Raw genomic sequence first — 18,086 nt, forward strand, 5'->3', positions numbered from 1 at the left:
ATCGCGGACAAGCCCGCGCCCACAGGGGGATGCATGCCTAATGTGGGAGCGGGCTTGCCCGCGATGACGGCGTGACAGACTCCCTATGAATACCTGAAGGAACCCTCGCGCATGAGCGACTCCGGCCGCGCCGACGCCCTCTTAGCCGATCTGCCCCGGGATGGCCGTGGCCGGCTCAAAGTCTTCCTCGGCGCCGCGCCGGGAGTGGGCAAGACCTACGCCATGCTCCAGGCGGCGCACACGCAGTTGCGCCAGGGGGTGCGGCTGATCGCCGGCGTGGTCGAGACCCACGGGCGCGCCGAGACTGAAGCCTTGCTCAGCGGCCTGCCGCAGCAGCCATTGTTGCGCACGGAATACCGCGGCGTGATGCTCGAGGAAATGGATCTCGATGGCCTGCTCGCCGCCAAGCCCAAGCTGGTGCTGGTCGACGAACTGGCCCACAGCAATGCCCCCGGCAGCCGGCATGAAAAACGCTGGCAGGACATCCAGGAACTGCTCGCCGCGGGCATCAACGTGTTTACCACGGTCAACGTCCAGCACCTGGAAAGCCTGAACGATCAGGTGCGTGGCATCACCGGCGTGCAGGTGCGCGAAACCCTGCCGGACTGGGTGCTGCAAGAGGCGGATGAACTGCTGCTCATCGACCTGCCATCGCGCGAACTGCTGGAGCGCCTGCGCGACGGCAAAGTCTATGTGCCGGAGCAGGCTCGCGCGGCCATCGATGCGTTTTTTACCCAGACCAACCTGATGGCGCTGCGCGAGCTGGCGATGCAGACCGCCGCCGCCCACGTCGATGACGATTTGGCCCAGGGCTATCGCCAACTGGGCCAGGCTGCGCCAGCGGTGCGCGGTCGTTTGCTGGTCGGCGTGGATGGCGATGCGCAGGCCGAGCGCCTGGTGCGTCATGCCAGTCGCGTGGCCCAGCGCCGGCATTTGCCGTGGAGCCTGGTGCATATCGATAACGGCCGCGCGCGCGATGAGCAATCGCGCCTGCGTCTGCAAAACGCCCAGCAACTGGCCGAGCGCCTGGGCGGGGAAGTGGTGCTGCTGCGTGCGGGGGAGGTGGCCAAGACCTTGATCCAGCATGCCGCCGAACGCCGTGCCAGCCTGGTATTGGTTGGGCAATCGCGGATGCGCTGGCGCCGCCGCGTGTTCGGTGGTGGCCTGGCCGCACGGCTGTTGCGCAATGCGCGGGGCCTGGAAATCAACGTGCTCGACAGCGACGACATCCCCGCACCGCCGCGTCTGCCGGATGTGCGCGGCTTGGTGTGGTTCGACTACGCCTTGGCGGTGCTCGCCACCGTGGTGGCTGCAGCTGTGGCCTGGGCGGTGTCCAGTGTGTTGCCGCTGCCGAATATTTCCCTGGTGTTTCTCGCCGCCGTGTTGCTGGTGGCGGTGCGCAGCAGTCTGGGGCCGTCGCTGGTGTGTGCCGCGCTGTCGTTCCTGACGTACGACTTTCTGTTTATCCCACCGAATTTTTCCTTCGCCATCCAGCGCGAAGAGGACGTGCTGACCCTGCTGTTCTTCCTGCTCATGGCCGCGCTCACCGGTAACCTGGCTGCCCGCCAGCGCCGGCAGTTACAAGCGTTGCGCGATACCCAGGAAGAAACCAGCGAATTGCTCGACCTGTCGCGCAAACTCACGGCTGCCACCGATCGGCAGGCGGTGATCAGTGCGGCGGCGCATCATCTGGAAGGTTGGAGCGACCTGGACTTGTGCCTGGTCAATCGCGATGGCCAGGGCGGCTGGAAGGTCGAGACCGGTGGCCCATTGACCCTCACCGAAGCCGAACGCGCTGCCGCGGATTGGGCCTGGCAGCATGACCAGCCAGCAGGCATGGGCACCGGCACCTTGCCGTTCGGTCGTTGGTGGTGGTGGCCGCTGTCGAGTGAGGAGGGGCCCTTGGGCTTGCTCGGGGTGAGTGCCAAGCCCGGCCGGGAATTGAGTGGCCAACGCCGCCGCTTGCTCACTGCGCTGAGCCAGCCGCTGGCCCAGGCGCTGGCGCGGGCGCAATTGGCGCAGGAGCTGGAATCGGCGCGCCTGCACGGCGAAACCGAGCAATTGCGCAGCGCGTTGCTGGCCTCGGTGTCGCATGATTTACGCACGCCGTTGACGTCCATGCGCGGCAGTATCGACAGCCTGCTGGCGCTCGGTGAGGCGATCCCGCTGGAGGATCGCCGCGAATTGCTCGAAGGTACCCGCGATGAGGCCGAGCGCCTCGACCGTTACATCCAGAACCTGCTCGACATGACGCGCCTCGGCCACGGCGCCCTGAAGCTGGCGCGCGATTGGGTGTCGCCAGGCGACATCGTCGGCAGCGCACTCGGGCGTTTGCGTGCCGTATTGGCGCCGCTGCAGGTCAGCACCCAGGTGCCGGCGGAGTTGCCGTTGCTGTATGTGCATGCCGCGTTGATCGAGCAGGCGCTGGTCAATGTGCTGGAAAACGCCGCGCGCTTTTCGCCGCCCCAGGGCCGTTTGCAGCTCAGCGCCGGTGTCTCTGACAACCAGCTGTTTTTTGCGGTGGCCGATGAGGGCCCGGGGATTCCCGAGGAGGAGCGTGCGAAGATTTTCGATATGTTCTACACCGCCGCCCGAGGCGATCGCGGCGGGCAGGGCACGGGGCTTGGCCTGGCGATCTGCCAGGGCATGGTCGGTGCCCATGGTGGCCATATCAGCGTGGCCGATGGCATCGACGGGCGCGGCACCTGCATCACTTTATTCCTGCCGTTGCCGACCCAGCCTGGCCTGGAAGGCGAGCCGTGAGCTACCCTCTTTTCTCCACGGAATTTGATTGGACACCATGAGCCAGACCGCGACGATTTTGGTCATTGATGACGAACCGCAGATCCGCAAGTTCTTGCGCATCAGCCTGGCCTCCCAAGGCTACAAAGTGATCGAGGCCGGCACCGGCAACGAGGGCTTGGCCCAGGCGGCGTTGAGCAAGCCGGACTTGCTGGTGCTCGACCTCGGCCTGCCTGACATGGACGGCCAGCAGGTGCTGCGCGAGTTTCGCGAATGGTCGATGGTGCCGGTGCTGGTGTTGTCGGTGCGGGCCAGCGAAGGGCAAAAGGTCGAGGCCCTCGACGGTGGCGCCAATGACTACGTGACCAAACCTTTCGGCATCCAGGAATTCCTCGCCCGCGTGCGCGCGCTACTGCGCCAGGCCCCGGCGGGGGAAGCCCAGGAAGCGGCGTTGCGGTTTGGCCCCTTGACCGTCGACCTGGCCTACCGCCGCGTGCTGCTGGACGGCGTCGAAGTGGCGCTGACCCGCAAGGAATACGCGGTGCTCGCACAACTGGCGCGGCATCCGGGGCGGGTGATTACCCAGCAGCAACTGCTCAAGGATATCTGGGGCCCGACCCACACCGATGACAGCCACTACCTGCGCATCGTGGTGGGCCATCTGCGCCAGAAACTGGCGGATGACCCGACCCAGCCGCGATTTATCGTGACCGAGGCGGGGGTGGGTTACCGGTTGTTGAATGCTTGAGTTTATCGGCGCCTGGACGGGCGTCATCGCAGGCAAGCCAGCGCCTGCATTCGTCCGCATTCCAGAGGGCGAACTCGATTGAATGTGGGGCCTGGGCTTGTCTGGTTTTTGTGACGGGGGACGACATTTTTGCAGGCCAGTTCCTGCATTCGTCCGCATTCCAGAGGGCAAGCTCGATTGAATGAGGGGGCTAGGTTGGCCTGGTTTTTGTGACGGGTAGACGACATTTTTACAGTCCAGCTCCTGCATTCGTCCGCATTCCAGAGGGTGAACTCGATCGAATGTGGGAGCCGGGCTTGCCCGCGATGAGGCCCTCAGCAACCACCCACCTGTCAGCGCTGCTCACTCTCATACCGATCCAGCGTGTCACTGGCAATTTCCCGCCCCAGCGCGATCAACTCCGGCGCCTTGTAGAACTCGAAAAACCGGCACACCCGCTTCGGCACGTTGATCAGGATATCCGGCGGGTAGCCCGCGATCTTGTACTGCGCCAGCGACGTCTGCATCACCTCGAAGCTTTGGTTGATCAGGTCCAGCAATGACGCCGGGCCGACGTTGTCGATGATGAACGAGCCAGTCGCCGACTTCGGTGCCCCGGCCTTTTCCGGCGCGGCGGCAGGTTGCTGGGATTCCGGCTCGGCCGACTCCAGCCACGGGTTGATCTCGGCCGCCTGGGCCTGCAGGGCTTCCTGTTCCAGCTTCAACAACTGCTCGGCCTGTTTGCGGCGAAACGGCAAGTGCGAGCCGAGGGACTTCACCAGGCTGTCGAAACGGCTCTTGAACGCCGGCGGACGCTGGATCACCGGCAACTGGTAGTGCTTCTGATTGGTGGCGTTGAGGTTGACCGCAATGATCAAGTCGCAATGGCTCGACACCACCGGCACGATAGGCAGCGGGTTGAGCAGGCCGCCGTCCACCAGCATGCGGTTGCCTTGCATCACCGGGGTGAACAGGCTCGGAATCGCCGCCGAGGCGCGCATGGCCTGGTGCAGGCAGCCCTCCTGGAACCAGATCTCCTGCTGGTTGGTCAGGTCAGTGGCCACGGCGGTGTAAGGGATGCGCAGCGCTTCGATATTGATCTCGCCGACGATCTTGCGGATCTGCCCGAAGACTTTCTCGCCGCGAATCGCGCCGAGGCGAAAGCTCACGTCCACCAGGCGCAATACATCGAGGTAGTCGAGGCTCTCAATCCAGTTGCGATATTCATCCAGCTTGCCGGCGGCGTAGATCCCGCCGACCACGGCGCCCATGGAGCAGCCGGCGATACAGGCAATGTCGTAGCCGCGCCGTTCGATTTCCTCGATCACCCCGATATGGGCGTAGCCCCGCGCCCCACCGGAGCCCAGCACCAAGGCAACACGCTTTTTCATGGTCGATGTCCTCCCCTAGGCAAGCACCCACAATGCACCTTTTGAGGGGGTGGCTTCAATCTTCGTGCGGGCATGCAGTATTTTTCCAGGAAAGCCATGCAGCTCGGGTATGCTCTGGCAATAGGCGAGTTCGATTTCAGGTTGACTGATAAGGCACTTTTCCTTGTAGGAAACGTCTACAGCGTACGACTGTTTTTCTTTATTTGAGGTGTCATCAATGAAAGCCTGGATGTGTGTGCCTGTGATCGTGTTGGCCCTGGCCGGTTGTGCCGGGAAAACCGCGTACCGCGACAGCTGCGGCACGCAACTGGATGCAGCGTGGCACGAACTGGACTTGGCCAAGGCTGAAGGTTTTGCCGGCACCGTGAGCTACTCCAAGGCCCTGTCTTTGTTGACCGGCGCCAAGACCCAACAGCAATTCGAAGCGTTTGAAGGCTGCTCCAACAAGGCCGAGAAAGCGCGGTTCTATATTCGTGAGTCGCGCGCCGGCCGCTAAGCCGTCTACGCTGGCGTGAGCCAGCCGGGATTTTCATCGTCAAGGGGGAAGGGATGTCAGCTTTGGTCGATCAGTTAGTCGCTCAGGTCATTGGCCTGGAAGTAGGGTTACTGAGCTGCCAGGCTCGCCTCGCTGCCGTCACCGACGATGAAGCCCTGCATGATCTGCGCACTACTGTGCGCCGCCTGCGCAGCCTGTTGCGCCCCTTGCGCGGGCTGCCTGGGGTGGAGCAGGTTGAGGCGGCCGCCCGCGCGGTCGGCCAATTGACTACGCCGCTGCGTGACCGTGAGGTGCTGGCGGCGTATTTGCGCGCGCATGGCCACCACGAGGCCGCTGATCGGCGCATGCGCCTGCAACCCGATGCGTATCGCCACGTGGCGCAAGGCGCAGAACTTGCGCATTTGCTGCTGATCCTCGATGCATTCCCACGGTTTATCCGCGCCAGCGAACATCAGAAATTGCTCAAGGGCCTGCGTCCGCGAATCCAGAAACGACTGGCCAAGCAATGGCACCAACTTGATCAAGCCCTGAAGGATCCTGAGCACGATCGCCACCGCCTGCGTTTGTTGATCAAGCGCGTGCGTTACGCCGCCGAGGCCTATCCCGAGTTGGACAAGCTGCCCGCCAACGCCATGTCGCGCCTGAAAAAGGCCCAAGGCGCCCTGGGCGACTGGCATGACTGCTGGCAGTGGCTGGCCCAGGCTGAACACCAGGCGGATTTGCAGCCGTGTGTTGCCGTGTGGCATCGCACCATGGCCAAGGCGCAAGGGCAGGCGGATCGCGTGCTGGACAAGCTCAGCGCCGATTGTTTCTAAAACGGTCCGGGTTTTGGCTGGAATAAGCGCTGTACGTTGCTGGCTCGATGGTTAAGATCCTTCATCTGTTTCTTTTGATGTGAGGTCGCCATGCGCTTTAGTGATTTGCTCGACGCCGCCCGAAACCACCCGCTGGACGTCACCATTCCCGCCGAGTGGGCCCAGGGCCGCGCCACGTTTGGTGGTCTGGTCGCCGCCTTGCAGTACGAAGCGTTACGCGCCAAGGTGCCGGCGGATCGCCCATTACGCTCGCTGGCAATCACTTTCGTCGGCCCGGTAGCGCCTGACGTAGCGGCCAGTTATGAAGTCGAAGTCTTGCGCGAAGGCAAGGCGGTCAGCCAATTGCTTGGCCGTGTGGTGCAGAACGGTGAAGTGGCGACATTGGTCCAGGCCAGTTTCGGCGGGTCTCGCGCGTCGGAAATCGATGTGGCGAGCGAGCCACCGCCGGTGTTCAAACACTGGGATGAGTGCCAGGAGTTGCCCTATATCAAAGGGGTCACCCCTGAATTCATGCGCCACCTGGCGATGCGCTGGAGTGTCGGCGGCTTGCCGTTCACCGGTAATAAGTCCCGCGACATGGGCGGTTGGGTGCGATTGCGTGGGGATGTCAAAGAAGAACCGCTGACCGAGGCGCATATTCTCGCCCTGGTCGATGCCTGGCCCCCGGCCTTGCTGCCGCACCTCAAGAAGCCAGCGCCAGGCAGCACCTTGACGTGGACCATCGAATTTATCCAGCCGCTGCAGGACCTGACGACCCTGGACTGGTGCCAATACCACGTCAACATCGAACACGCCCGTGACGGCTATGGCCATGCCGCTGCTGCGCTGTGGAGCCCGACCGGCGAGCTGATCGCCTTGAGCCGCCAGACCGTGGTGGTCTTCGCCTGACCTCAATGCCGGTGGCGCTGGCGCCAGGCACGCCACCAGCCGCCGCTCAGCACAAAGCGCGGGAAGGTCACGAACTGCTCGACCACCAGGCGTTGCACTGCGTCTTTACGATCACTGAATGGCTCACTGGCCTGGGCTTCCAGGCTATGCCCATGACGCTGCAGCGCCAGGCCGGCGAGAATGCCGACAACGCCAATGGCGAAACTGGCCAGGCTCAGGCTGAACACCCCCGACACAATCAACAGAAACCCGATGATGAACAGCGGCACCGCAATCAGGTGCAACGCCAGGTTGGTCGGGTGTTGATGGTTCTGCGGGTAGTTACGCCATTGCCAGGCGGGGAGATTGGGATGACGTTTGCCCATGGTGGTGAATCCTCTGTCCGTTGAAACAACATGCAGAGAGTCTAGGTGGGGTTGGGTAAGGGGGCGAATTGGGGCTGGCTATGGGGGTCATAGAGGGCCATTTTTGACAGGTTACCCTCATGTCCAAATAACGCAGTCAGGGTCGTCCCTGTGCATCGGATACGTAAGAATAGGTATGCGGTCGTAGGACCGCTGCAATACCTTTGCATCGTGCAAAACCTCAGGTTCACCGAGGCCTTGTTGTAGGAGGGGGACTACAGGTTGAACAGCCCTACAGTTTCAACTGCCCGATCGCCTTACTCAGTTCCCCAGCCAGCGTCGCCAGTTCATTGCTGGTCGTCGCGGAGTCCACGGTCTGTTGCACGGTGTTCTCGGTCACGTCACGGATGCTTACCACTGCGCGGTTCATCTCTTCGGCGACGTGGCTTTGCTGTTCGGCGGCGACGGCGATCTGGGTGTTGCTTTCGCGCATTTGCGCCACGGCGCCGGTGATTTCGGCGAGTGCGGCGCCGGCCTCCTGGGCTTGTTGCACGCAGTCGTCAGCCTTGAACGAGCTTTCCTGCATGAAGTCCACTGCGTCGCGCGTGCCGGCTTGCAGCGCCGAGACCATGCGGGTGATTTCGTCGGTGGAGCTCTGCACGCGCTTGGCCAGGTTGCGCACTTCGTCGGCAACCACGGCGAACCCCCGGCCCATTTCGCCGGCGCGCGCGGCTTCGATGGCGGCGTTGAGCGCGAGCAGGTTGGTCTGTTCGGCGATGCTGTGGATCACGCCGACCACACCGTTGATTTTCTGGCTGTCCTCGGCCAGTTTCTGGATCATTTCGGCGGTCTGTTGCACGCCGGTGGACAGCCCGGCGATTGAGCGTTGCACGCGGGTGACCACTTCCTGGCCGCTGCCGGCGAGGGTGTCGGCGGTCTGGGACAGGTCGCGCGTGGCACCGGCATGTTGAGCAATGTGGTAGACGGTGGCGGTCATCTCGTTGATAGCAGTGGCGGCCTGGTCGGTCTCGCTTTGCTGGCCGAGCATGCCGTGCTGCACTTCGTTCATGCTGCTGGCCAGCCGTGCGGCACCCTCGTCGAGTTGCCGGGCAGTGCGTGCCACCGTATTGACCACCCGTTGGTAGCCGGCTTGCATGGCGTTGAAGGCGCTGGCCATCTGGCCGACCTCGTCCTTGCAGGCCAAGGGCACACGGGCCGACAGGTCGCCGGTTTTCTCCACGTGCAGCATCACGTCCTTGAGGGTATTGAGCTGGCTGAGCAGGAAGCGGATCAATAGCTGCGAAGCGCCGAGCATCGCCAGCATCAGAATCAATACGGCCACCGCATAGTTGGCGAAGCGTTCGCCGAACACCTGGCTCAGGCTGGGGGCATAGGCCAGCACGGCGACCTGTTGGCCGTCGGGGCGCGCGATCACTTCGGCGCCCATCAGCGGGTTCTCGCCAAACAGCGGCATACGGTTGAGGTCGACCCAGCCGTTGGCGCCGCTCAGGGCTGAAAGATCCTGGTCAGCTCGTTGTGGGATCTGGCCTTGTGCATATGTCAGCCAGTGCTCATCTGTGGGCAGGGCCTTTTCCGCCGGCCAGGCACTGAGCAATCGCGCCTGGGCCTGCGCCGAGGCCTGGGACGCATCGCTGCGCGCCTGTTGTTCAAGCTGCACGGCGTACAGCACCAGCAGCAGGGTGGTGATGAACGCGACCGCGTTGACGGCCCAGAATTTGTACTTCAGCGAGATATTGCTAAGCCAGGCACCCATGGAAGGTTTTCTCTGATAGCGGAAACAGCATTGGCAAGGTGCCATTATTGTGCCGCTACTCAGGAAGCCGGTTTTGACATGGGTCAATGCGCCGCATCAATCCACGGCAGGCAAGCCAAAAAACGCGCGCGCGCTGGCGGTGCTGTGCGCGGCCAGGTCTTCCACGCTTTCGTTGCGGTGCAACGCGACTTCGCGCAGTACTTCCGGCAAGTAGGCCGGTTCGTTGCGGCCGTTTTTTGGTTTGGGCCGCAGGGTGCGCGGCAGCAGGTAGGGGGCGTCGCTTTCCAGCATCAGACGGCCACGGGGAATTTCCCTCACAAGCGGGTGCAAGTGTGTCCCACGGCGTTCGTCGCAGATCCAACCGGTGATGCCGATGTGCAAGTCGAGGTCGAGGTAGCTGAACAATGCCGACTGTTCGCCGGTGAAGCAGTGCACCACGGCGGCGGTGAGGTGGTAGCGGTAGTCCTTGAGGATTTCCAGCAGGCGTTGGTTGGCGTCGCGTTCATGCAGAAATACCGGGAGTTTCAACTCGACGGCCAGGGCCAAGTGCTCTTCCAGGACTTTCTCCTGCTGCGGGCGTGGGGAAAAGTCGCGATTGAAGTCCAGCCCGCATTCGCCCACGGCACGCACGCGGCTTTCACTGAGCAGGCCGCGCAAACGCTGGGCGCTGTCGCCGTTCCAGTCACTGGCAGAATGCGGGTGGATGCCGGCCGTACTGAACAGGCGCTGGCCGCTTTCATCGAGTTTCAAACACAGTTCCAGGGCCTGCTCACTGCCGTCGACGCTGGTGCCGGTGAGTACCAATTGCTGTACGCCAGCGGCATAGGCTCGCTCGAGAACGGCCAGGTGCTTCTCGTCGAAACTGGGGTTGGTCAGGTTGACGCCGATATCAATGAGTTGCATGGTGCTATCTCCGCCTGCGGCCGGAAAGCATATCAGAGCTGTAGATTTATAAGAAAATCGAAGAACTACAACGAGTTATAGCTGTCTTTGAACGTCGCAAGTGACATTGTGGTCGGCCGACCGCCTGACCCAGTGTCGCCGTTGCGTACCTTGCCAGCGCATAAAGCGCTCTGTTTCTGACGCCCACCGCCTCGTTTTTCGCGAGAGCGTTGGCCAGTATTCTTTCCGGAGAGCGGATGATCCGACCCTCGGCGTTGCTTATGTTGTGCCTGACGTTATTGCTGCCCATGGCGGCGGTTGCGCGTCTGGACGGGCCGCTGGAAGTGACCAAGCCCAGCAAGGTGCGCGACCTGGCGGAGATCCGCTCCAGCCGCACCTTGCGCGTATTGGTCAACCAAAGCCGCAACAGCTCTGGTGAAGTACAGGGCCAGGCTATTGGGGTGGAATATCACCGTCTGCGCGCCTTCGAGCAGTACCTCAATGGCCACGCCCGTGATGGCCAGGAAATCAACCTCAAGATCATTCCCAAAGCCAAGGACCAACTCCTTGGCGCGTTGGCCCGTGGCGAAGGCGACCTGGTGGCCCCTGGTGAGCTGCTGGATGTGAAGGCCGCACACAAGATCAGCACCAGTGACCCGATCGCCAGCGGTGTGCCGTTGTGGCTGGTGGGGGTCAAGGGCGAGCGGCGGTTTACCAAGTTGGAGCAACTGTCTGGCCGGACCGTGGCGCTGACCACTGGCAGCGCGGCGGCGGATGCCATCAGCCAGGTCAATCAGAAGCTGGCGCTGCACAAGCAGCCGTCGATCAAGGTGGAATGGGTCGACCCGACGCTCGCGGTGGAGGACGTGCTGGAGATGGTCCAGGCGGGGATTTTTCACCTGACCATTGTCGAGAAGCCGATTGCCGAGCGCTGGTCGAAGATCCTGCCCAAATTGCGCTTCGATAAGCAGGTGGCGATCAGCGAACCGGGTGACGAGTACTGGTTCGTGCGCCAGGACGCGTCGATGCTGCGGGCCAGCATCGATCGATTTCTCAAGACCTATCGCACGCCCTCCGACCAGGATGTCGCGTTCCAGCGTATCTATCGGCGCCTCTACCAAGTGCGCAATCCGCTGGCCCGGGTCGACCGCCAGCGCCTGGAGAAGCTGCGCCCGGTCCTGCAAAAACATGCGCGCGAGCAAGGCATGGACTGGCTGAACCTTGCGGCATTGGCCTTCAAGGAGTCGGCACTCGACCCCGGCGCGCGCAACAGCGGCGGGCCCACCGGCCTGATGCAGATCACGCCGTCGGCGGCGCAGCGGGTGGGGGTCAACAATATCGAGAACCTCGACAGCAATGTGCAGGCCGGTGCGCGCTATCTGGCGATGATCCGCCGCAAGTTTTTCGCCAGCCCCAAGCTCAATGAGCGCGAGCGCATGGCCTTTGTACTGGCGGCCTACAACATGGGCCCGGAGCGCGTCCAGGGCATGCGCACCGAGGCCAAGCGCCGGGGGCTCAACCCCAACCAGTGGTTCTTCCAGGTTGAACGCATTGCCATGGAGCAGGTGGGCATGAGCGGCGTCAGCTATGTTAATAGCGTTAACAAGTATTACTTGGCGTTCGATCGGGAGCGGGAGTCCCTGGAGCCGCCAGCGCCGAAAATTGCCTCACGGAAGTAATCGATTAATTCGATATTGATAAGGCATTTTTTGCGCTTTTAACATTGCTTAAACTGATTAATATGGCGGCCAACCAACCCCTGTTTCGAAAAGGATTACACGCATGAGCCCACTGATCAAAAGCCTCCTGACCACCCGTGCCGGTTATGGCCTGACTGTCCTGCGCATTGTTGTCGGCATTATCTTCGCGGCCCACGGCTCGCAAAAACTCTTTGGCTGGTTCGGTGGCTACGGCCTGGCCGGCACGGCGCAGTGGATGGAAAGCATCGGCCTCGCACCGGGTACCCTGATGGCACTGTTGTCGGGCGGGACCGAGTTCTTCGCCGGCCTGGCACTGATCATCGGTTTGCTCGCTCGCCCGGCGGCACTGGGCTTGACCATCCTGTCGCTGGTGGCGATCTTCTCGGTGCATATCCATAACGGTCTGTTCATGGCCAATAACGGGTATGAGTTCGCATTGGCGCTGCTCGGTGGCGCACTGGCAGTGCTGCTGGAAGGTGCCGGCAAATTGTCTGCAGACCGCGCCATCGCTCGCTGATCCACGTCTGGAAAACCGACAAGGCCCGCCCCTGTGCGGGCCTTTTCGTTGCCCGCCATTCTTGACACCGCCCCTGCGGCTTCTCTAGGATGCCGCTCATGCGCCGATTTAAACAGCTAATTGCGGGGCGCCACCGGGACTCTATGCAGCCCGACAGAAGCTTGTACTCCCATGCCGAGACAGCTTTGAAATTCCGCTAAAGCGCTGGTTCGGTGTTGCCTCTCACCTGCCCGCAGACTTTTGAGGCAGAGACACGACACGATGAATGCACTACGCCCCCTGATACGCCTGGCCCCGATCACCGCGGACCTGACTCAACGCAATCCGAAAATTCTCCTGGGCGGCAAGCACCAGCCGACGCTGTTGCGTTACCTGGATGGCTGGCCGCGTCGTACCGGGCGGCCATCGGCGTTCCTGATCCAGTTTGTGGAAGACGGCGACTCTCTCGCCCGTTTTGCCAACAACAGCTTTGACCTCGCGGTCATCCAGGCTCCAAGCGCCGTCAATGCAGCTGAAGTGATCGGCCATCTGACCCGCATTGCCCGGCAAGGGCTGATTGCCAGGCGTTGAGGTTCAGCGACGTGTGGCCTCGCCGTTCAAGCGTCGTCGACGATGGCCGAGAAACACCAGCCAGGCAACCAGGCACAACATCAGCGGGATCGCGAAGGTCACGCCCAGTTTTATCGCCAGCTCCAGGCGATTGATCTGCGCGTATGCCTCGGCCTTCAAGGCGTGCAACTCCATGGGCAAACGCAGGCGCTCCTTATTGAGGGCCTGCAATTGCGTCCTGGTGTCCACTGCCTGGGTGCCCAGGTTGATCACTTGTGGCGTCAACTGCCGCCATTCCTGTTCCGTTCGCTGCAGGCGTCGTTCCACCTCATAGGCCTTGCCGCGATAGGCCTGTTCGGCGGCGTTGCGCATGGCCTCCAGCAGGGTCGGTGAGTTGCTCGCTGGCGTACGCGGCCGAACGTTGGCCAGTGCTTCAAGGGCGGACAGGTTATCCAGTGTATTCAAGATAAACAGTGCGTTACTGTCAGGCGTCGCGGGGCTGAGCTGATCGGTGAGCATGTCGGTGTCGGCGACCACCACGACATGGATCTGTGTCGCTTTTTGCACGCCCGGCGGTTGACCCTTGATGCCTTCCGGAAATGCCGAATAAGCCGGCCCCTCGATACGGGCCGCAATTACATGGCGTTTGCCTTGCTTGGGCAGCACGTCAGCCAACGCGTCGCGCGCGGTGACGTCCACGAAACGCTCGGTATCCATCAGCTCGGCGTGCTCGGAGCTGTACAGCAGGGGGGTAAATGTCGTGCGGCTTTTAGCCAGGCGAGAGACAGCGCCGCTGCTGGATACGATCACGGTGTTCAATTTCCAGGTGCTCACATCCTGCGTGTTCATCGCCTGCCGTGGCAGGTTTAACCGGGCCGGGTACCGCTCCGCGTTTCTTCCGGGGCCCGGCTCAGTCCAAGACGAATAGAGGCCGTCGACCAGCAGCCTATCCGCTGGCATCTGGATCCCCCAGGCGGCCAGCAGTTCGTGCAATCGAGTATTGGCTGGCGCACGGCCTGAGCGTTGCTCGCCCAGGGGGTCGATAAACATCATCAACCTGCCGCCCTTCAATACAAATTGTTCAATGCCATACAGGGTCTGTTCGGACAACGCGGCGGGCTGCACCACCATCAGTGCCTGGACATATTCCGGGATGCGCACGGTCGTCGACTCCAGCAGCGCGAGATTAAAGTGCTGCTGCACGGTCTTGAGCAGCCGCCCTGCGGATTCCTCCATCGCTTGCCCTGAGATCAGACCGACAATGGGGCGCTCAGGGTGTTGCAACTTATAGATCAAGTGGCTGATTTCGTAATCGAGCAAGGGCTCACGATCAAGGCTGAATGATTCGATGCGTTGCGCACCGTGACCGGCGCGGGTACCGATAAGGCCCAGAAAACCGGCCTCATCGTCGAGGCCAAATAGCTCCGCTTTGTAGGCATCCTCTGAAAAACGTGCAGGTTCGATAAGGTGCAGGTTGAGCATGCCTCGGGCGGCTTTTTCATATTCCTTGAGCCGGTCCTCGATACGCTTGCCATAGCGTTTCATCGCGGGACTTCTTGCTGGGGCGTTGTTGGCGTTGAAGTAATACAAGTCTACCGGGCTTTCCAGGGCATTCAGGAAGTGCCGTACGGTGTGGGATAAAGTGTGGATCTGTGAACGGGAATAGTCCCAGCGAATGTCGGGAAGTTTAACTATCCAGACCAGGTTGAACGCGAGAAATAGTAAAAGCAAGACAATAAGTGTCATGCCGGTACGCAGAGTGGATCGCATGGGGCTTTCCTTCTCAGCGATGCTTGTAATTAAGGGTGATGGTCGCCGCAGTGAGGAAGGCCAGGATCATGCTAATGAAGTAAAGAATGTCGCGAAGTGCAAATTTTCCATCGTCCAGGCTGCTGAATCTTGAAAGCGGATTGAGGGAACTCAAACTGTCGATAACCCAAATGGGCGCTTGATGTTCCAGTGCATCGAGTAAAGATGAAAGTCCACTGACGGTGAGCAGTAAGCCCATCGTCAGTATGACGACGACGGTACGCTGACGGACGCAAGTGAAGATGAAACAACCGGCAGATAGATAACTGCCCGCCAGCAGCCAACTTGCCAAAAATTGCGAGGCTATAACGGCGTTGTCCGCCCTGCCCAGATAATTGGCGATGATGACCAGCGGAAACGTCAACAGCAGAGCCACGCCGACTACAACCCAGGCAGCCAGGAACTTGCCGATCACCCACTCAAAGGGGGTGACGGGCAATGTTTTCATCAGTTCGAGAAAACCGGCATTCGCCTCATCCGACCAGAGTTGCGCCGCCAGGGCGGGGATCAAGAGTAAGTAAAGCCAGGGATGCAGTTGGAAAAAAACCTGCAAGGTGCTGCTGTCTTGCTCCAGCCACGGGCTGAGGTGAAAACCCAAGGCCACGGACAGTACTAAAAAAATCGCCACGCTCAGGTAGGTGCCTGGTGTGCAGGCATAACTGGCGAGTTGGCGCTTGAAAATGACGGGCAGCAATTTCAAAGAGTGGCCTCTCGGCTCAGGTGGTGTACAACATCGTTCAGGCGGCCTGACTCCTGGTGCAGCGAGCTGATTTGCCACCGACGACTGGCGATGAGTGTATGAATGTGTGAGGAGATGTTATGGCCCGGCATGGCCAGCACGGTCACGGTGCCGGGGGCATGGCGATGCTCTTCGATGCCCGCCACGCCTGGCAGGACGGCGAGCGCCAGCAGGTCCAGAGGCGTTTGCGCGGTCAGGGTAACTGCCTGGAAATGGCGGGAATCGCGTTGCAGATCAGGCAGTGGCGTATCGGCCACCAGACGCCCGCCCGCAAGCACCAGCGCCCGTGTGCAGAGTTCGGACAGTTGATCGCAGTGCCGGGACGCGATGATCACCGTCATCTCCTGCGTCAACGACCTGATAAGCGCCCTGAAGGTGTGTTTTTGATCGGGTGCCAGCCCTTCGGTCGGCTCATCCAGTAACAACAAGGCTGGCCCATGCAGGATGGCTTGGGCAATCGCGACTTTACGTTTCCATCCAGTGCAGAGTGTGTCGAGGGGCGCGTTGAGAATGGGCCATAACTCCAGTCGCATGGCGGCATGTTCCACGCGCGCGCGTTTTTCTGCGCCGTGGAACCCACGAATGCTGGCAATGAAATGCAGGAACGCGTTCGCCGACATCGTCGGATGACCGAGATCCCGGTCCAGTTGATAGCCGATCGCTTTCTTTATCTTGAGAACTTGCGGGTTGAGACCCTGGACAGTGACGTGGCCACTGGAAGGCGAAGTTGTACCGGAAAGTATATTCAACAGTAGCGTTTTAACAGCAGGGTCTTCTCCAAAAAGCCCCAGGCATTCGTGTTGATTGGCGCTGAATGAGAGATCACTGATAATGTTTTTCTTGTCCAGATATTTTGTCACGTTGCTTATTTCGATCATGTGTTTACCGAATAAGTTTGGTATGACGTTAAGGGAGAGATTTTAAAAAGGGTACGGATAATCATCGCTTTTGGGAACGACGATCAGCATTAATAAGAGAAGTCCTACGTGTGTGCCCGGTACATCGCTGAAACAATTGGAGTGTGTGTTGACTTTTAAATTTCGAATGTTTATTTGATGTTTGTATAGACGTTCTGCGCTGTGTAACGAGGCCTGATAATCATGATGCTGCTACGTACCCTAGTTCTTGAACGCGATGGTCAGGATGCACCGGTCAACGGCGCACTGCTCTGTGGGTTTGCTGTTGGTCAGATTGCCTCCAACTTCCTCGTTTACAGCCTCGATGAAGAAGTTGAACCGGGGAGTTCCAGGGTTTACATCGCGGCATTGCGTAAAAAAGCCGAACGGTATTTTCTCGGTGGTGTCGAGTCCAGGGACGACTTGCAAGTTGCCATGCATGTGTTCAAGCAAATTCTGACGTTGGCGGCGTCGGGTGCAAAAGCCGCTGGCGTCACGGAAACCCAGTTGCCCTATCATTTTGTCGATTTGAAAGGCTGCAAACTGCCGCCTGCCAGGCCCGAGGATCACCACTCGGTGATCATCAAGAAAGCGCTGGTGATGAAGGTGATTACCCTGGGCATTTCCGCGCCTGCGTTGCCGGCAATCGAAAACGCTTCATTGATCGTGCCGTCCATTCGTTTTTCATCGAAATTAAGCTCGTCCCCCAGGGCAGCAATAGCGGCCGACCCTGCCCGTGTACCTGAGCACGAACAGCCTGTCGAAGAGGCGCGCCCGGTGGCGATCGAAATGCCGGTAAACCGCGTACAGGCTGAACCTGTGATGCCGCCCGCGCCGGAGCCGCGGGGGCAACCTGGATTGCCCGCGCCCATGGACCAGAACGCCATGTTCGAGGTGGACAGTACACTGACCAACCTGGCGCGTGTCGCACAGGAGTTGACCCAACAAAAGCTCGCCGTCATCGAACAGCAGGCGGCGCTTGATCAATGGCAGGCTCGATTGCAGCAGGAACAAAGCCAGTCCGATGAGAGGTCTCGAGAGCTGGAGCAGCGCATTGCCCAGTTGCATGACCAGTCGCTGGCGGTCAGCCAGAGAACCGAAACACTGAAGGTCATGACGTCGCAGGTGTCGAACCTGCGGCAAAGCTTGCGCGCGATGCTGCTGGACCTGGACCAGGTCCTGGATGGCTAGACCGGCCTGGCTACTTTCCCGGGTTCATTTATCATCAACGCCAGCCAGCCGACGCCAGGGCATGATTGCCTGGCCGATCGGCACCTATGGACATTGCCTGGGGATGCATGCGTTTGAGTACCAAGCTGATTACCAAAGAAGGTCATGAAGCGCTGAAGAAAGAGCTGGACTACCTGTGGCGCGAAAAGCGCCCGGACACCACGCGCAAAGTGACATGGGCTGCATCGCTGGGCGACCGCAGCGAAAACGCCGACTACCAGTACAACAAGAAATTGCTGCGCGAGATCGATCGCCGGGTCCGGTACCTGCGCAAGCGCCTGGAAGACATGCGCGTGGTGGAGTACATGCCCGAGCAGGAAGGGAAGGTGTTTTTCGGCGCCTGGGTCGATATCGAAAACGAGCAGGGCGAGACCAAGCGTTTTCGGATTGTCGGCTATGACGAGATTTATGACCGGATGGACTATATCTCCATCGACTCACCGATGGCCCGCGCGTTGTTGCGCAAGGAGGTCGATGATGAGGCCATCGTGCAGACGCCCGGCGGCGAAGTGTGCTGGTGGATCACCGGGATCGAGTATGTGAAGTGAGCGGCGTTGGCCCGCGTCCCTTGAAGGACGCGGGCCATT

At 60.8% G+C, this 18,086-nt stretch carries 17 protein-coding genes; 10 read left to right on the top strand and 7 right to left on the bottom strand.

Going from position 1 to position 18,086, the window contains the following annotated elements; all coding sequences use genetic code 11:
* The first annotated feature begins 111 nt into the window (after nucleotides 1-111).
* Together QMX97_RS11075 and QMX97_RS11080 are read left to right on the top strand one after the other, a co-directional pair.
* A complete protein-coding gene (locus QMX97_RS11075) occupies nucleotides 112-2,763 on the top strand; it encodes a sensor histidine kinase KdpD (protein WP_065901761.1) in 2,652 nt (883 codons plus the stop codon).
* A gap of 37 nt (nucleotides 2,764-2,800) precedes the next feature.
* Nucleotides 2,801-3,490, top strand: coding sequence for a response regulator (locus QMX97_RS11080; RefSeq protein ID WP_106805704.1), 690 nt, complete (start codon nucleotides 2,801-2,803; stop codon nucleotides 3,488-3,490).
* Between the two features lie 332 nt (nucleotides 3,491-3,822).
* On the opposite strand, the gene QMX97_RS11085 is transcribed toward QMX97_RS11080, so the two are convergent.
* Nucleotides 3,823-4,860 (bottom strand): patatin-like phospholipase family protein, encoded by a 1,038-nt coding sequence (locus QMX97_RS11085; protein ID WP_065901760.1) that lies wholly within the window; start codon nucleotides 4,858-4,860, stop codon nucleotides 3,823-3,825.
* Between the two features lie 217 nt (nucleotides 4,861-5,077).
* Here QMX97_RS11085 and QMX97_RS11090 point away from each other — a divergent pair, with 217 nt between their 5' ends.
* From QMX97_RS11090 to QMX97_RS11100, 3 genes are all read left to right on the top strand, one after another.
* Nucleotides 5,078-5,356, top strand: a complete 279-nt coding sequence (locus QMX97_RS11090; RefSeq protein WP_010176194.1) for a hypothetical protein — start codon at nucleotides 5,078-5,080, stop codon at nucleotides 5,354-5,356.
* A gap of 53 nt (nucleotides 5,357-5,409) precedes the next feature.
* Nucleotides 5,410-6,171 carry a CHAD domain-containing protein gene (locus QMX97_RS11095; RefSeq protein ID WP_282396933.1) on the top strand — a complete coding sequence of 254 codons (762 nt, stop codon included), beginning with the start codon at nucleotides 5,410-5,412 and terminating at the stop codon, nucleotides 6,169-6,171.
* 90 nt (nucleotides 6,172-6,261) lie between these two features.
* Nucleotides 6,262-7,059: a thioesterase family protein gene (locus QMX97_RS11100; RefSeq protein ID WP_106804757.1), complete on the top strand. Its 798-nt coding sequence runs from the start codon at nucleotides 6,262-6,264 to the stop codon at nucleotides 7,057-7,059.
* Between the two features lie 2 nt (nucleotides 7,060-7,061).
* On the opposite strand, the gene QMX97_RS11105 is transcribed toward QMX97_RS11100, so the two are convergent.
* From QMX97_RS11105 to QMX97_RS11115, 3 genes are all read right to left on the bottom strand, one after another.
* Complete coding sequence (locus QMX97_RS11105; RefSeq protein ID WP_065901754.1) at nucleotides 7,062-7,424, bottom strand: Mpo1-like protein; 363 nt, start codon at nucleotides 7,422-7,424, stop codon at nucleotides 7,062-7,064.
* Between the two features lie 271 nt (nucleotides 7,425-7,695).
* Nucleotides 7,696-9,177, bottom strand: a complete 1,482-nt coding sequence (locus tag QMX97_RS11110) for a methyl-accepting chemotaxis protein (protein WP_120447952.1) — start codon at nucleotides 9,175-9,177, stop codon at nucleotides 7,696-7,698.
* 96 nt (nucleotides 9,178-9,273) lie between these two features.
* Nucleotides 9,274-10,080, bottom strand: a complete 807-nt coding sequence (locus QMX97_RS11115) for a TatD family hydrolase (protein ID WP_282396934.1) — start codon at nucleotides 10,078-10,080, stop codon at nucleotides 9,274-9,276.
* Nucleotides 10,081-10,316: 236 nt separating this feature from the next.
* Here QMX97_RS11115 and QMX97_RS11120 point away from each other — a divergent pair, with 236 nt between their 5' ends.
* From QMX97_RS11120 to QMX97_RS11130, 3 genes are all read left to right on the top strand, one after another.
* On the top strand, nucleotides 10,317-11,738 hold the full coding sequence (locus QMX97_RS11120) for a transglycosylase SLT domain-containing protein (RefSeq protein ID WP_065901750.1): 1,422 nt from the start codon (nucleotides 10,317-10,319) through the stop codon (nucleotides 11,736-11,738).
* A gap of 103 nt (nucleotides 11,739-11,841) precedes the next feature.
* Nucleotides 11,842-12,276 (top strand): DoxX family protein, encoded by a 435-nt coding sequence (locus tag QMX97_RS11125; protein ID WP_065901747.1) that lies wholly within the window; start codon nucleotides 11,842-11,844, stop codon nucleotides 12,274-12,276.
* A 261-nt stretch (nucleotides 12,277-12,537) separates the two neighbouring features.
* A complete protein-coding gene (locus QMX97_RS11130; RefSeq protein WP_065901740.1) occupies nucleotides 12,538-12,846 on the top strand; it encodes a hypothetical protein in 309 nt (102 codons plus the stop codon).
* A gap of 3 nt (nucleotides 12,847-12,849) precedes the next feature.
* On the opposite strand, the gene QMX97_RS11135 is transcribed toward QMX97_RS11130, so the two are convergent.
* From QMX97_RS11135 to QMX97_RS11145, 3 genes are read right to left on the bottom strand one after another with little or no spacing between them, the layout of a single operon-like run.
* Nucleotides 12,850-14,595, bottom strand: a complete 1,746-nt coding sequence (locus QMX97_RS11135) for a Gldg family protein (RefSeq protein ID WP_282396935.1) — start codon at nucleotides 14,593-14,595, stop codon at nucleotides 12,850-12,852.
* Between the two features lie 13 nt (nucleotides 14,596-14,608).
* The gene (locus tag QMX97_RS11140) at nucleotides 14,609-15,334 is read right to left on the bottom strand and encodes an ABC transporter permease (RefSeq protein ID WP_201143796.1); all 726 of its coding nucleotides are present in this window, start codon (nucleotides 15,332-15,334) and stop codon (nucleotides 14,609-14,611) included.
* Nucleotides 15,331-16,251, bottom strand: coding sequence for an ABC transporter ATP-binding protein (locus tag QMX97_RS11145; RefSeq protein ID WP_282396936.1), 921 nt, complete (start codon nucleotides 16,249-16,251; stop codon nucleotides 15,331-15,333). The genes QMX97_RS11140 and QMX97_RS11145 overlap by 4 nt, the downstream gene beginning before the upstream one ends.
* Before the next feature lie 222 nt (nucleotides 16,252-16,473).
* Between QMX97_RS11145 and QMX97_RS11150 the strand changes: the two genes are divergently transcribed.
* Together QMX97_RS11150 and greB are read left to right on the top strand one after the other, a co-directional pair.
* A complete protein-coding gene (locus QMX97_RS11150; RefSeq protein ID WP_282396937.1) occupies nucleotides 16,474-17,460 on the top strand; it encodes a hypothetical protein in 987 nt (328 codons plus the stop codon).
* 113 nt (nucleotides 17,461-17,573) lie between these two features.
* The gene (greB, locus tag QMX97_RS11155; protein ID WP_016972352.1) at nucleotides 17,574-18,047 is read left to right on the top strand and encodes a transcription elongation factor GreB; all 474 of its coding nucleotides are present in this window, start codon (nucleotides 17,574-17,576) and stop codon (nucleotides 18,045-18,047) included.
* The last annotated feature ends 39 nt before the right edge of the window (nucleotides 18,048-18,086 follow it).

It is taken from the genome of Pseudomonas sp. PS01298 (assembly GCF_029959745.1).
Taxonomy (GTDB): Bacteria; Pseudomonadota; Gammaproteobacteria; order Pseudomonadales; family Pseudomonadaceae; genus Aquipseudomonas; species Aquipseudomonas aylmerensis.

What these genes read in the sequence shown, in the direction of transcription:
- QMX97_RS11075 (WP_065901761.1), top strand. Translation starts at nt 112, where the DNA reads ATGAGCGACTCCGGCCGCGCCGACGCCCTCTTAGCCGATCTGCCCCGG.
- QMX97_RS11080 (WP_106805704.1), top strand. Translation starts at nt 2,801, where the DNA reads ATGAGCCAGACCGCGACGATTTTGGTCATTGATGACGAACCGCAGATC.
- QMX97_RS11085 (WP_065901760.1), bottom strand. Translation starts at nt 4,860, where the DNA reads ATGAAAAAGCGTGTTGCCTTGGTGCTGGGCTCCGGTGGGGCGCGGGGC.
- QMX97_RS11090 (WP_010176194.1), top strand. Translation starts at nt 5,078, where the DNA reads ATGAAAGCCTGGATGTGTGTGCCTGTGATCGTGTTGGCCCTGGCCGGT.
- QMX97_RS11095 (WP_282396933.1), top strand. Translation starts at nt 5,410, where the DNA reads ATGTCAGCTTTGGTCGATCAGTTAGTCGCTCAGGTCATTGGCCTGGAA.
- QMX97_RS11100 (WP_106804757.1), top strand. Translation starts at nt 6,262, where the DNA reads ATGCGCTTTAGTGATTTGCTCGACGCCGCCCGAAACCACCCGCTGGAC.
- QMX97_RS11105 (WP_065901754.1), bottom strand. Translation starts at nt 7,424, where the DNA reads ATGGGCAAACGTCATCCCAATCTCCCCGCCTGGCAATGGCGTAACTAC.
- QMX97_RS11110 (WP_120447952.1), bottom strand. Translation starts at nt 9,177, where the DNA reads ATGGGTGCCTGGCTTAGCAATATCTCGCTGAAGTACAAATTCTGGGCC.
- QMX97_RS11115 (WP_282396934.1), bottom strand. Translation starts at nt 10,080, where the DNA reads ATGCAACTCATTGATATCGGCGTCAACCTGACCAACCCCAGTTTCGAC.
- QMX97_RS11120 (WP_065901750.1), top strand. Translation starts at nt 10,317, where the DNA reads ATGATCCGACCCTCGGCGTTGCTTATGTTGTGCCTGACGTTATTGCTG.
- QMX97_RS11125 (WP_065901747.1), top strand. Translation starts at nt 11,842, where the DNA reads ATGAGCCCACTGATCAAAAGCCTCCTGACCACCCGTGCCGGTTATGGC.
- QMX97_RS11130 (WP_065901740.1), top strand. Translation starts at nt 12,538, where the DNA reads ATGAATGCACTACGCCCCCTGATACGCCTGGCCCCGATCACCGCGGAC.
- QMX97_RS11135 (WP_282396935.1), bottom strand. Translation starts at nt 14,595, where the DNA reads ATGCGATCCACTCTGCGTACCGGCATGACACTTATTGTCTTGCTTTTA.
- QMX97_RS11145 (WP_282396936.1), bottom strand. Translation starts at nt 16,251, where the DNA reads ATGATCGAAATAAGCAACGTGACAAAATATCTGGACAAGAAAAACATT.
- QMX97_RS11150 (WP_282396937.1), top strand. Translation starts at nt 16,474, where the DNA reads ATGATGCTGCTACGTACCCTAGTTCTTGAACGCGATGGTCAGGATGCA.